Below are 13928 nucleotides of genomic sequence, written 5' to 3'. Positions count from 1 at the left end.
ACGCTGAACGCGCAATCGACTGGAGCGAGCGCGGCATGCGCTTAAGTCCGTTCGATCCGTGGGCCTTTGCGGCCTACGACGCGCAGGCGCTCGGCTATTTTTGTCGCGATCGTTATGAGGAGGCCGCAAATGCAGCATACCGTTCCAACCTGGCCAATCCCTCCCACAGCATCACGTGGGTGCAGCTCGCCGCATCTCTCGCTGCGGTTGGGCGCTTCGAGGAGGCGAAAGCGGCGGCTGCATGCGTCTTGGAACTGCAGCCGACATTCCGCATCAGCCGCCAGTTCGCCGGCGTCGCCTGCGCGTCTGAACTGGCTATAAAGCTCGGCAAGGCGCTGCGCGCGGCGGGCCTGCCGGACTGAAGTGAGCGCGACTGGCAGGTCATCTTCTGGCCCGCTGCCGACATCAACGCCACGTCGGCCAAGGGCTCCTTGTGACCAATTTCGTTGAAAAAGGCAGTAGTCCGATGTATTGGCGCCAGCTCCGAAGCAGCCCAGCGCTTGGGTTCTCCGCTATGCGGGCCTGGGGATTTGCATCGGGATCAACTTGGCCATCTTGCGAAGGTTCTGGGCGGTGGCTGCGAGGGTGAACCGCGCGCCGTTCGGGCCTCTTAGTCGCAGGCGATCGAGTTTGAGAATGCGTTTGAGGTGCGCGAACAGCATTTCGATCTTCTTTCGGAGCCGACGCTACGTGTGGCCCTCCCATGATCTTGCGATCTGGCGCGCCATGTCTCGAGCGACCTCGTAGATCGAGCGCGGCACTCTCCGTGATGGGCGTGGGACAGCACCTGGACTTCAATGCGCAGCTATCACAATCGCGCTTGCTGGCGAGGTAAAGCATGATGGCGCCATCGTTCACCAGCGTTCCGGTCGTGGTAAGAACTTTGCCGCCGGGACAACGGTAGAGGTCCCCGGCATGGTCATAGGTGAAGTCATCGCGCGAGAAGATCCCGTCTGTGCGGGCCGACTTGTCGAAGACTGTAAAGTGCGGCTCGATGCCGTGCTCATAGACCAGCCAGGCGAGCATCTCGGCCGAGCCGTAGCCGCTGTCACCGAGGAGCCGGTTCGGATAGAGATCGAATCGCTCGAGCGAGCGCTTAATCATGCGTTTGGCGGCCAACACCTCCGCCTGCCGGATTGCCGTTGTCGCCTCGACTCGACGATGATCGCGTTCTCGACGTCGATCAGGTAGTTCGTTGAGTAGGCGAAGAAGGCTTGGCCACCATGCGCCCCCGTCCAGCGTGCCGCCGGGTCGGAGGGCGACACGAACTTCGGCATGACCTCGGTCGCAGCTCCAAAAGCGGCATCATCGAGCACGGACAAATACTCATCGATCGCTCGGCCGGCAGCCTCCGGCGGAAGTCCCTTGTCGCCTGCGATCCCCTTCAGCCGATTGGCATCGGCCTTGATCAGGCTCGCGTCAACGGCAAATCCTTCTCCGCCGACCAGTCGCTCCTCGATGCAGCGGCCCAACACGCTCTCGAACACGCGACGGAAGAGGTTGCTTTGCCGGAAGCGGCCATGCCTGTTCTTGGAGAATGTCGAGTGATCCGGCACCGCCCCATCCAGACCGAGCCGGCAGAACCACCGATAGGCCAAATTGAGGTGAACCTCATCGCAGGCGCCGCTCCGATCGAATGCCGAAGCAGTAACCGATCAGCAGCATCCGGATCATCAGCTCGGGATCGATCGAAGGTCGACCGATACTACTGTAGAAAGGCGCCAGGTCCTGTCTGACCTCTTCAAGGTCGACAAATCCATCGATCGACCGGAGCAAGTGGTCGGCCGGGATATGCCTTTCCAGCGAGAACTCATAGAACATCGCGGCCTGCTCGATTTGCCGATGTCCCATCATGATCTTCAGTCCTGCCAATTAGACTGACTGAATCATTGATCCCTCCGCGTCGCAACAGCCGCCTTTTTCAACAGAATCGACCCAAACAGACGTCGGCTGGTTGAAGCCGTTGTCACGAGCGATGGCTAAGGAATGCCAGCTTGCTCTCCGCCAGCATTGAAGGATCGAGGCGAGAGGCGGCGTCATCGGCAATCGACATGATCAGGCTTTCACGGTCAGGCGCAATCCTTGTCCTTAGCAATGGTCATCGATTCGGTGTTAGAGAGCTCAAAATGCAAAAAGGCGGGACCCTTGGCGTTCGATGAGTTGGCGCGCCTGGAGCCTGCATTGCTCGGCGCCAGCAGCGTCTTTGGATTCGGAAAGGAGTGCGGCCTTCAAAAGCAGGAGACGGGCATCGTACCAACACTCTGCGGTATCTGCCGACTGCTGTAGAGCGGCGTCTATTCGTTCGAGTCCATCGCGCAATCGTCCGTGAGCGTAATCAACCTCAGCGGCAATACTTAAAAAAAATGGGTAGAGCCAGCGTGCCTTGGTTGCACGGTACTCGTCCAGCGCACGGTAAACTCGCTCCGCGGCTTTCATACCCCGACCATCCCGGGATTCGTGCCAGCCAAGGTAACACTCGGCATTTGCCAGCCAGTACCTAAAGCTGTGTTTGCGGCACAGCGTCGCCAGTTCATCGCAAGTCGCACGGTTTCTGTCGACATCGCCTAGCAACCAGGTCACACGCGCTGTGGTGCTGAGTGCGAATGCGCGGCCGGTCGGGTGATTAGACCGTTCGGACAACATCAAAGCGTTATTCAGGTGAAGCCGAGCGGTCTCTGTCTCGCCCCGCAGCGCGTGGCACATGGCAAGATACGCGGGCGCTCCAATGACTTGGATAATCTCCAGGTTTTCCCAGTTTCCGGCAGCATCGAGCCTCGCGCTCGCGTCCTGCAGAAATCTCAACGCCGTATTCAGATCGCCCAGATGCATTGTGACCACACCTCGACCAAGCTCCCAGCCAGGTCGCCCGGCGCGCGATGCGTCGTCAGCAATTTTGAGCGCATTCGAGTAATCCGCCTCGACCATATACTGGCGAAAAATCCCGTGCTCGACGGCCGCCAGCTTGGCGACGGAGCCGGCTTTTTGGCACAAGGTCTCCGCCTGCGCATACGTCGCTTGTGTTTCGGGGCTTGTATAACCTTCGGCGGATACGAGGGCGGTGAGGAGAAGAAGCAGCACTTCGCTTTCCGTTTCGTTCCGCGAGGCACTTTCGGGCAGACGGCTTAGCGCGGCTACCGCGATGCGCAGCTGCCCGACGGCTTCCCGCATCGCCGCGATACCGACGGCATAACGGCCCGCTCTAAAGGCGTAATCGGCTGCCTTTTCGAACAACTCACCACGAAACGCGTGAAACGCCAACAGACCGGGCTGGCTATCGACGATCTTAGGGAGCTTGCGCTCCACTGACAGTACGATACGGCGGTGAAGTGCACGCCGAGTGCCGCTGTCGGAGCCGTTGTAGATCGCATCGCGCAGCAGGGCATGTCTAAACCTATAGGTGGCGTTCGGTGGGATGCCGGTGCGAAACACGATACCTGCATTGGTCAGCTCATCCAGCCTTTGAATGACAAAGTCAGTCGGCTGTGAGCACGCAATCGCAAGAATTTCGTGGGAGAATTGGCGCCCGATCACCGCAGCCACTTCCGCGATCGGCCTGGACGCGGGCAGCCTGTCCAGACGCGCAAGCAGAGACGCTTCGAGGGTCAGTGGCATGTCGCCACCATCGTGTCCGCCCCCATCCTTCTCGGCAACCATGTATCTAGCAAGTTCCTCAATAAACAGAGGAACGCCCTCCGCGCGATCAACGATCCGCTCGATTTCTGCAGGCGACGGTCGGTCGCCGGCGATATCGCGGGCGAGCTTCGTGGAATGTTTCCGGTCAAGCCTTGTCAGCCGCAGCTCAGTGGCTCGCTCTGTATCGGGCCAAGTCGGCCGGAATTCCGGACGCGCCGTGAGAACGATCAACATACGTGCAATGGAAAGGCGATCGTGCAGCAGGGCGACAAATTCCAGTGTGGCCGGATCGCTCCAGTGAAGGTCCTCAAATTCAACAAGCAGCGGAGATACTTCGGCGAGCTTGACGATATATGCGAGAAGAAGGTCAAAGAGCTTCTCCTTGCGCTGCTGCGGCATCAGCGACGCAGAGACTTGCCCGCTCTGCGGCGCATGCATCAATTCCGCGGCGAGTAGCCCGATCTCATCCTTCGCGCAGCCTACAAACACCCGCTGAAGCTTAACCTCAACCTGCTCCGGTGTGTCCTTTGACTGGGTGCCGGCCAGACGCTCAATCTGCTCCCGGATCGGAGCGAGGGCGACATCGACCAAGTGGGGTGCGCAGGCAAAATGGAGTACATTGACGTTCGTCGACTTGATATCGTCGCGGAGGGCAGCCAGCAATCGCGATTTGCCGATGCCCGCATCTCCTGAAATGAAAACCGAGCGGCCTTCTTCCGTGCGGGCCAGCTCCCATCGTGCCATCAACTGTCTAAATTCAGGATCACGGCCGATCATTCCAGGATAGACGCCCCCTTTCAGGGCCTCCAGTCGGTAAATCACGTCTGTGGTCGCGAGCACCTTGTACGCGTCCGGCGCAGTGAGATCATACTGGAAGAGCCCCCCAAGCAGATCGCGGGTCGCTCGACAAATAACCACGGCTCCGGCTTCGCCACCATCGCAAAGACGTCGGGCAGATGTGACAGGCAGTCCAACCGCGCTGTCGCTGCTTCTTTCGGCCTGACCGAGTGCATTGAAGACGGCAGGGCCGGTAGAGATGCCAATTGCTGTCGAAAGTCCATTGGCGCCCAGCAGCGCGTCCTGACGGACCGTGTCTTGGATGAGGATGGCCGCTCGCACCGCAAGCTCGGCAGAGCGTTCGAGCAGACCCGAGAAGCCGAAATGAATTTCCAGGCATTCGCCGGACGAGGCTGCAACGCGGCCTCCAAACCGTGCCACGGCACTTGCGCAAACCCGATGAAAGACATTCAAAGACTCACTGATGTCCCTAAGGCCCATTTGCGCAGACCAATTGTGCGGCACAGCGGCGCGGCAGTATATGATCGTGACAAGCCTGCGCGTCGGCTCGGCAGGCACATTCGTCGTGCTGCTGGACAGCTGCCGCTTGATAGCCTCCGCGATTTCCCGGGTTAAGTGATCTTGGGCGTCGAGTGAATCATGGACGTCGAACGGACAATCGAAACGTTTGGCCCAAACCTGCCCGCCATCGTCGGTGTCTACCAGATGCACGAGGACGCGCAATCGGTTCCCTGTGGCTCGCACGCTGCCGTCGATCAGATAACGAGCGTTCAGGTTACGGCCGGCCTCTCTAACATCGACAGGCCTTTCTTTGTAGGCGAGGCTCGAATTGCGCGACACGACGAACAGTTCGGCTCCATAAGTTAGCGCGGCAATGAGATCGTCCACGAGGCCTTCCGCGAAAAATTCGAGTTCGACACCCGAATTCAAGACGGAGAAGGGCAGAACTCCGACTGTGACGCGCTGTCCCTTTTCTGCGTCGGACGGTTCCAAAAAGGCGCTGTCCGCTGCAAGCGACTTGACCGGACCGGCAAATTTGTAGCCGGCGCCCGGAACGGTGACGATGATAGTTGGATTTTTGGGGTTCTTCTCGATCTTGCGGCGTAGCCGCGAGACCAAAACGTCAATGCTTCGGTCGTAGACCTCAACTCCGCGCCCATCGAGTGAATTGCGTAATTGATCGCGTGAAAGCACGCGCTCTGGGCTATTGGCAAACGCACTCAGCAACAGAAATTCGCTAGCTGTAAGTGGAATCGGCCGGCCCGCCCGATCGCAAAGAGAGTGAGCTGCCAGATCCAACTGAAGTCCAGCAAACGTCAAAATCGCCGGCGTCGCGGCCGATGCGAGGTGCTGGTGGTCTGGCTTTAACCAACGTTGCAGGGCCTGCGCTATGTCCGCCGGCGTTCCGGCCCTGACAACCGCGATCCCTGATCCCTCCGCCGGGTAAAGATCGCTCGCCTTAGGCGAGGCAACGACGACCTGCTCAATCGCCACGGAAAGTTCATCAGCCAACTCAAGAGCTACGCGGCTGACCTTTTCGCAAAAAATCAAGCAAAGATCGATGTGTCCCGATTGCGCAACTTCTCGTGCTCGCTGACTGCTCTCCGAGAGCTCGATCGCACAACCGGCAGACAGCAACTTGGCCAGACTGCCGCGAATTTCAATATCGCGGGCTACGATCAGGAGCCGTCTCTTGGCTCCGCCCCCTGGCCTCGGCTTCCCACCATGCATCCTTGAAGACCTTGGTTCCGGGGGCGCTGATATTCTTAGCCCCTATGCGTCCCATTCTGCAGACCGATTCGGTTCGTCCGTATGAACCGCCTTACAAAGTGCGAAAGTTCTTCGGAATCCGGTGGTCGGCGCGGCCAGAAAATTACGCCGCCGTTACACCCCTGAAACCACCGTGCAAAAAGTCCGCACGATATTGATGCTGCAATCCAAGCAGCTTTCGCATGTTTGCGAAAGCAAATTTAAAAAGTGCGGAAGCGGCTGCACAAAACGTCACCCGCTTGCCCAGAATCACGTCACGTTTTGTGAGCGCAGGGTACCGCCATGTCCAGAATATTATCTGCTTTGACCGCCGCCGGCCGTCACGGTCCGCTATTGCTTTGCGTCGGAGTGCTTATTGGACTGCTTCTTCCGCAACTCGCCGACCTGGCGCGGCCCTTTATGGGAGGGGCCGTCTTTGTCTTTACTCTCGGGGCCTTCCTAAAAGTCGAACGGCGCGAGTTCCTTGCCGAAGCCAGATCTGGGGTCCGCCTGCTGACGGTTCTGGCCTGGACGACCTTTGGCGTTCCGATAGCCTCCTACACGCTGATCGCCTCGACTTCTCTTCCTCCTGACATCGACGTCGGCATTGTTCTGGCCACGTTGGCTCCGCCCGTGGGAAGCGCGGCGGCGATCGCCGCCATGCTCGGACTCAATCCGTCACTGGCGTTGACCGCAACCGTCGTCGCAACCGTGGCGACGCCTTTGTATCTGCCGGTCTTGGCGAAAGCGACGATCGGGGCGAATATCAGCGTCGACACGTTTGCGCTGTCATCTCGTCTCGCCCTTATAGTCGGCGGGGCCGCTGCGACGTCCTACCTTCTGCAGCGATTCGCGAGAAGCTGGGTCAATGGCAATCCTCATGCGATGACTGGCCTCTCCGTTGTCGGGCTGATCATCGTCGCGATCGGAGCCATGCATGGCATGGATAAGCATATCCTTTCCGATCCTGGTCGTGCCGCTGCTGTTCTCGCGCTGGCGTTTGGCCTCAATATCGGCTTTCAGCTGCTCGGGGCAGCGATGTTCCTCCACCTCGGCGCGCTCAGGAGTCTCACGGTTGGGTTGGTAAGCGGGAGCCGCAACGTCACTCTCGTCTGGGCCGCGGCAACCCCCTTACTCATCGCCCATCCGGACGCCGAACTCTTTCTGGCGATGAGCGTATTCCCAATCTTCATGCTTCCCCTTGTCACGAAGCAGCTCATGAAGATGTACGAGCGGACATCCGTCAAACGTAACCTGTCTGACGCAATAACCGCCCCGTCGACTGGTGCGAGGGGCTGATGCACTTAGTAGCCAAAACAATCTTGTTCGCGATGCTGGTGGGAGCCGCCGTAGGGATACTGCTCGGCCCGCCGGAACCGCAACGCGCCTGGCCATTGCACTTCAGTGCACCTCCGATGCCGTTGAGCATCTTCAACAAGTTTAGGTGACGACGCCACTTTATTGAGACCCGCCAAGACGAATCGCGATGAGGTCAGGTGAGCAAGATGAACACGCTTCTTTTTCCGGAATTGCGCTCTGCCGATCTAGCCTTCAAGCTGATGTCGGAAAGCGAGGTCGGTCGTCTGCTGGAGCCATTCTATCTGAGCTTGAGTCGCGATGCGCGCCAGGTCCGCTTTGGCCACGCCATATCGAACGAATCTATCGTCTGTTACTGTGCTCGCTTTCGTGCAAGCAAGGCGTTCGGCTTCGGTTGTCTGTCGGGCGCGGGTCTCATTTCAATTGTGGAATTGCATCCGTTTGGTGGCAGGGGAGAGCTGGCCTTCGCGAGTGCGGCGGATGGCGACAGCCCGGCAATTTACCGACGGTTGCTGCTGCTGACTGCCGTCACCGCAGAAAGCCTCGCGTGTCGAAGTCTGATCGTCGCGTCCGATCTGATCGAGCCACAGGTGTCAACGATCCTCCGCGAATTGGGAGACCTCAACAGGGAGCCGGCGACGGGATTTCTCGAGCTGACGGGGTTTGCGCGAGAAAAGACCGGCCCTGCAGCAGAGCAGGCGGACCATGCTTGAGGCCGAGATGGCCTTCGGCCTGATCGCGATCATCGGATGCCTCGGCGGCAGCCTGGTCTGGGCTCTCTACGAGATCGAGCAATCCCGCCAGCGTTCCTACACACGCGCGGCAATAGTTCGCGATGCCTTCAAGAATGTTAATCAAATAGAGAGCGTTAGAGAACGCGTGGATGGATCCGAAAACCGACGAACACGCCAAAACAATGCACGCAGAAACTCGTCATAAACAGTAACGATGAGCCAAGCGCACAATCAACACATATGGAAATTTGCATTCTCGCTTTCAGTTGATGTGCCCGTGCAGAGTCCAGCATTGTAAGGGAAACTAAACGAGACCGTCTGGTAGACGTCAGATCGGCGAAACGAGGTGGCTGGAAGATTCGGATGAACCGTTGGTCCGTCCGGGCACTTTCAGCTGATTGCCATGCCGGCCGAACGCGAGATTCAGTTCAAATACAATCGGCTTCTGAAGCGAGTTGAGAAATGGAAAGCAAAGTCGAATTCCAGAGCACGGACGAAGTCTTGCGCGCTGCTCAGCGTCGTCGTTCGAGCGATCTTTGCCTCTGGCTAGGGGGGCTCCGACAAATGCGCCGTGAGACGTTAGGTCGCGCGAATTCCATTTGGAAGAATTGGGGCGGCACTCGAAAGCAGATCGGAAGCAAACGGCTCTCTGCCGAATCCCCTATAAGAGTCCTCATGGTGTTTCTTGGATTGATCGCCGGGCCCCTACGCTAGCTGCCTGCGTATGGTCTCTGCGACCTAAGGCGGATTTCGGGTATCGAACCGAAAACAACGTAATCTGGCAACTCCATACGTGCCGGAATCCAAACACGACCGCTCTGGGCCGACTCCCAGCGGACATCCAAAACGTGACCGTTTACTCCATTGGCATCCCCACGGTTGCCCCCAGTGCGGTGACGGCGCGGCGTGCTTTAATCTGTTTGCTATTTCTGCGATTTCATAGCGGAGACATTCATGAAGCGTCGTGATTTCTTGGCGCAAGCCGCGACGTGCGCGATGATGCGGTGATCCCTCAAGCTGCTGGTCGTGAAATGGCGTCTGGAACTGCTAACGCTCATTTTGTTTCTGTTCCAAAGCGCAATCATGTCCCGCTCCCAGGCGAACCGACCGCTGATCGGGCATTCGAGGAGATCGAGCGATTTCTGGCAAAAGACCTGCCGAGCGGGGCAGCGTAGTCATGAGAGAGACTGCTGCGCAGGTAATCAAATGACACTTAGTTCAAAGCTGCCATCGCTCGGTGAGCCGCAATGTCTGCTCCCAAGAGGCGAGCCGACCGAGGTAAACGAGTTTGCTATATGCAACTTCTGAACCCAAAGCGGACATCGAACCAGACACGATCATCGACACACTCCCGCGTCCGAGGCGTTTGCTCACGCGTGCTTTCGGAGAATGAAAGCATCTGGAAACGCGCCGGCCAGCGCACGGCCCGCGGCGTCGGTGACATAGACATCCAGACCAGGCGAAAACACGCGATTCCCTTCCCGCAGCGTTTTCTCGATCCAGATCGAATGGCCCTCGTCCGGCAGCGCCTCGAAAACCGCGGCCATCGGCACATCGGCCAATGTGATCGCTTCAAATTCTGGCGCCTGAGGCGGACGACGCGACGCTACCTTCGACCTCTGCCAGTCAATGCGGGCGCAAAACTGAGTGAAGGCGACGAACCACGTCGGAGGCAGCGGCGCATGTCCAGTCTTGTACACGACGGGCACCTCGTAAAACGCCACCTCGGAACCGAATAGGCCTGTCATGAAGTCGCGCACCGGTGCCGAAACACACCAGAAATCAATCGAGACGAAAAAGGCGTCGGGAAGCGGGTCAGGTCTCTCAGACACGATCAAAGTAGGCGCGCTTTCCCGCGGGACAATGGTCGTTTTCTGCACATATTGAACCCAGCTGAGGCCGGCATCATGTGAGCGCTCATAGTCGAGGTCAATGCCTCGATTAAGATGATCGGCGTGGGGTCTGATCCGGTGAACCATTGCGAATTCCCAACAAAGCAGAGCAGTTCGATGTTGCGCGGTGAATCTGGCGCAGGGCCGATATCGACCAGCCATCCACATTCTAAGGTTGGAAGCTCTTGCAAGCCAGAAAACTCTGCTTTCTCCTCATAATCAACCTCCTCCTGGCCCATCTCGACCTCCGTACCGGCGCGGGCCCCGACGAGGCAAGTTGAACTTCGGTAAATCGAAATCTCTTACGTAGGGATTGACCTATACGTTGCGTTTCTGGCGATCAGGCGCACCAGCCCCAGCGGCTGGCTCTCGGCGCCGCCCTCCCGTATCTTGCCGGACATGTCCGCCGCTCGCATCATCAAGCCGCCGCCGATGTCAGGCGGTGACCGCAAATACTATGCCCGTGAGATTCATAAGGCAGAGGTCACCTTCGCAAATCTGCTGCAACAGGCTGCGACAGCTCACGCCGCTGCGGACGACGCCCGGGCCAAAGCTTACGCCCTCGACTGTGCGGCGTGGAATGCCGCCCTGTTTATCGGCGAGTTCGACCATGTCTCGCCCACCATCGCGGCGGCAATCAAGGGCGGGTTCGCACTGCTGGAGGTGCGCTGCGAGCATTGCAAGCATACAGAGATCATCGACCTCGCTTTAGTCGTCCAGCCGCGCGACCGGCAGGTGGCCCTCATGCGTAGCTATTTATACTATGGTTCTTGCCAACGGGCCCTTGGGAAGAAGCGTCGGCCTGATCTGATAGGCCTGCGTCCGATCGGCGATCCGCAGCCTACAGCACCATCTCGCCGAACGAAGAAAGCCTCCTGAGGATGTGCAACCTTTACAGCATCACGACGAACCAAGCCGCGATCGGCGCGCTCTTCCGCGTGGTCAATCAATATGTCGGCAACCTTGCGCCAATGCCGGGCGTATTTCCGGACTACAAGGCACCTATCGTCCGGCCCAGCGCGGCCGGCCGCGAGCTTGCACTCGCGCGGTGGGGCATGCCCTCCTCCTCCAAAGCGCTCATGGACGCAACCAAGAAACGGGCCGAGAAGCTGCAAGCTAAAGGCAAGACGGTTGACTTCAAGGAACTGCTCCGGATGGAGCCAGATTCCGGCACCACCAATATCCGCAATGTTAGGTCCAAGCATTGGACGCGTTGGCTGGGTCTGGAACACCGCTGCGTGGTTCCCTTCAATAGCTTCAGTGAGTTCAACAAGGCCGAGGGTGGCGACATCTGGTTCGCCCTCGACGAGGCCCGGCCGCTCGCTTGTTTCGCGGGCATCTGGACCGATTGGACGTCGGTGCGGAAGGTGAAGGAGGGCGAGACGACCAACGATCTTTACGCATTCCTGACGACGGAGCCTAACGCCGAAGTCGGCGCAATCCATCCGAAGGCCATGCCCGTGATCCTGACGACACCAGAAGAGGTCGAGACGTGGATGACCGCGTCGGCCGACGAGGCCTTGAAGCTCCAACGGCCGCTTCCGGACGGTGCGTTGCAAATCGTCGCCCGCGGCATCAAGGAAGACCCGGCGCTTCCCGCTTAAACGTGCTCAGATCGATCGGCGCATCGCATCTGCCGGGAATGTGTTGGCGGCCAGTTCGAAAGCGAGCCTATGCGAAGGCCGTGCACTCGCGCCTAGTCCACCTGATGTCCGCTCAGTCTTCAATAGCGGCGGAGAAGCGGACATCGCACAAGGTCGCAGAAGGGCCAGAAGCGGACCTTTGTGTTCCCACCTGCGTACGTAACTTTACACTCCGTCTTTGGAACGGATGACGCGAATTACGCCCAAATAAGCGGAACACACTCAGGCGTGGTGTCACTTCGCTCATGGGCCACATCCAAACATTGGATCCTAGCCCTCTGTCTCAAGATTTCAGCCCACCGCTCTCGTTCTGTAAAAATTGTCGTTAACGGCGACTCTCAGCGATGCAACTTAACAGTGTATTCACCGATCAGCCCCAAAAGTCGGCCAATGATCCGCATCGGTCAGTACGAATACGTCATCCCGGCATGGCTCGGAACCGTGGTCCCATTGGCATTCGGACTGTATGCGACGCTTCAACTGATATCATCTCTCTATTGGAGCAACTCCCTTCCCAGCGCGTCCGACTACTTGTTCTTCGTAAAGCAGATTTCGACCGCGACGATTGCCGGATTTCTCCTGATCGATCTGGCGCGACGCTCAATCATCACCTGGTATGCGCCGCTCTTACTCTTTCTTTTGACCTTCGGCGTCGCCGCGGTCGCGATCGATTGGTTTCAAGTCTTGGTGAACAAGACAACAATGCTGGACTTGGGTCTGCTCTTCGCTTTGGCGGCATCTAGGCCGGGTTCAAGCACGTCCGGAGCCATTGCCTTGCTGGCCGGGATAAATGTAATTCCGTTCGTGGTGGGGGCGGCGATTGCCCTCATTCTTGCATTGGGCTGCCGAATACTCGCCGGCTTGTCCTTGCTGAGCCGTGATACGCTGCGGGACTTCTGGGCAAACCTCGCTGCAGCGACCATCTGGATCGCACTTGTGTTCGCAGGCGCGTTCGCTATCTCCCACTTGCCTGCAGGGTACTCGCTCAGGCTGCCGGGTTGGATGCCGCTTGCCGGCGCCGTCGCTGTGGTTCTTGCGGCAACGCTCGTGCATCTTGCCCTCGTCGGTCGCATTCGCAGGCGGGCCGACACGGAGCTCAATTCCCTGCGGTCGTGGCTTGCTGCGCTCGTCTGCATTGCCATACTATTCTATAGCCCTTTCTCTTTCGGAAGCTTCGGTGTGCGCACGCTATACGACTACGTTCGTCCAACGTTAAGGGCCGTGCATGTGCTGCCGACGCCGCCGCTTCGCATCGCGGGCTATATCGTCGACGTTCCCTTCCACGATCTGAAGACCAATGTGATCCGGGAAATGCCAGACGGCTCGACATCCCAGGTGAGCGTACCATTTCCACTCGAGTATGGGCTAGGTGGGAGAGTCCAGATTCGCCGACGTGATGCGCCGCCGGATCGGCTCGCAACACTTTATGGCAGGGTCGACGAGAGCAAGGAGCTAAAAGCTACGCAGGACAAGGCGCCGGATCGCGATGTCGTATTGCTCATGTCGACAACGAACTATACCAAGCTCGCCATGCGCTTGATCGACTATCCCGATGTCGACATCATGTTTACCCATTTCGACCGCTCAACTTCTCCAGAGGAAGCGGAGCAGGCACTGCGACGTTTCCTGCGCGAGCGCGTACGCCGGAGTTGACCCGGTCACCCGCTCGTGGACGGCTTCGGGCTGGAGGTACGCCTCGGGTCAATCGCGTCGATCTGGCCGCGATTTCGGCACGTCCGGTCTAGCCTCAACTGCTGACCCGCCGAGCGCGACCACGATCTTCGCCTCTGGGCCATAAGGCGACATCTCAGGAGCGACCTGATATGCAAAAAGCGTCCGGCAACTAAGGAGCGCTGCGCCACTGAAGCCCTTTCAAGGGCATTTCGCTAAAGAGCCGCTAGTCCCTACATCGCGCCGAAGCAAAGGGGACGGGGAGTAAATGCGCTGAATTCTCTTCAAGGCAGCGCGGCTATGAAACAGCGCCTTTTCGTCGCCGGTCTTTTCGATCTCCTCGATCGCCCAAATCAAGAGCTGGATGGCGGCGTCACCGCTCGTCTTGTGGGCCCTTCCCATGCCGGATCCTTCGTACGCATACGACGAGGACCGCCTGATTGACGCATGCGCGCGGGCACAATGAGTTCTATGATCGGTCGGGTGGAGGT

At 58.7% G+C, this 13928-nt stretch carries 8 protein-coding genes and 2 pseudogenes; 7 read left to right on the top strand and 3 right to left on the bottom strand.

Features of this window, described 5'->3' with window-relative positions:
- Nucleotides 1-362, top strand: a pseudogene (locus tag JQ580_RS33490) (transcriptional regulator); the annotation flags it as partial.
- A 150-nt stretch (nucleotides 363-512) separates the two neighbouring features.
- Here the strand turns inward: JQ580_RS33490 and JQ580_RS33485 are convergent.
- Nucleotides 513-1854, bottom strand: a pseudogene (locus tag JQ580_RS33485) (transposase).
- Nucleotides 1855-2121: 267 nt separating this feature from the next.
- On the bottom strand, nucleotides 2122-6069 hold the full coding sequence (locus JQ580_RS33480) for a winged helix-turn-helix domain-containing protein (protein ID WP_212285604.1): 3948 nt from the start codon (nucleotides 6067-6069) through the stop codon (nucleotides 2122-2124).
- A gap of 414 nt (nucleotides 6070-6483) precedes the next feature.
- Between JQ580_RS33480 and JQ580_RS33475 the strand changes: the two genes are divergently transcribed.
- From JQ580_RS33475 to JQ580_RS33465, 3 genes are all read left to right on the top strand, one after another.
- On the top strand, nucleotides 6484-7479 hold the full coding sequence (locus tag JQ580_RS33475; RefSeq protein ID WP_212285602.1) for a hypothetical protein: 996 nt from the start codon (nucleotides 6484-6486) through the stop codon (nucleotides 7477-7479).
- Nucleotides 7480-7685: 206 nt separating this feature from the next.
- Nucleotides 7686-8210, top strand: coding sequence for a hypothetical protein (locus tag JQ580_RS33470; protein WP_212285600.1), 525 nt, complete (start codon nucleotides 7686-7688; stop codon nucleotides 8208-8210).
- Complete coding sequence (locus tag JQ580_RS33465; RefSeq protein WP_212285598.1) at nucleotides 8203-8436, top strand: hypothetical protein; 234 nt, start codon at nucleotides 8203-8205, stop codon at nucleotides 8434-8436. The genes JQ580_RS33470 and JQ580_RS33465 overlap by 8 nt, the downstream gene beginning before the upstream one ends.
- A 1165-nt stretch (nucleotides 8437-9601) precedes the next feature.
- Here the strand turns inward: JQ580_RS33465 and JQ580_RS33460 are convergent.
- Entirely contained in the window at nucleotides 9602-10210 is a 609-nt protein-coding gene (locus JQ580_RS33460; protein ID WP_212285597.1) for an imm11 family protein, read from the bottom strand.
- A 312-nt stretch (nucleotides 10211-10522) separates the two neighbouring features.
- Here JQ580_RS33460 and JQ580_RS33455 point away from each other — a divergent pair, with 312 nt between their 5' ends.
- The 3 genes from JQ580_RS33455 to JQ580_RS33445 all read left to right on the top strand — a co-directional run bounded on the left by JQ580_RS33455 (nucleotide 10523) and on the right by JQ580_RS33445 (nucleotide 13419).
- On the top strand, nucleotides 10523-11002 hold the full coding sequence (locus JQ580_RS33455; protein ID WP_212285595.1) for a hypothetical protein: 480 nt from the start codon (nucleotides 10523-10525) through the stop codon (nucleotides 11000-11002).
- 2 nt (nucleotides 11003-11004) lie between these two features.
- On the top strand, nucleotides 11005-11727 hold the full coding sequence (locus tag JQ580_RS33450) for an SOS response-associated peptidase (protein WP_212285593.1): 723 nt from the start codon (nucleotides 11005-11007) through the stop codon (nucleotides 11725-11727).
- A gap of 429 nt (nucleotides 11728-12156) precedes the next feature.
- Nucleotides 12157-13419, top strand: coding sequence for a hypothetical protein (locus tag JQ580_RS33445; protein WP_212285591.1), 1263 nt, complete (start codon nucleotides 12157-12159; stop codon nucleotides 13417-13419).
- Nucleotides 13420-13928: the final 509 nt, after the last annotated feature.

The organism is Bradyrhizobium sp. SZCCT0148 (assembly GCF_018129985.1).
Taxonomy (GTDB): Bacteria; Pseudomonadota; Alphaproteobacteria; order Rhizobiales; family Xanthobacteraceae; genus Bradyrhizobium; species Bradyrhizobium japonicum_H.
Note: the sequence above shows the minus strand (reverse complement) of the source record. Positions and strands in the feature narration are given on the sequence as shown.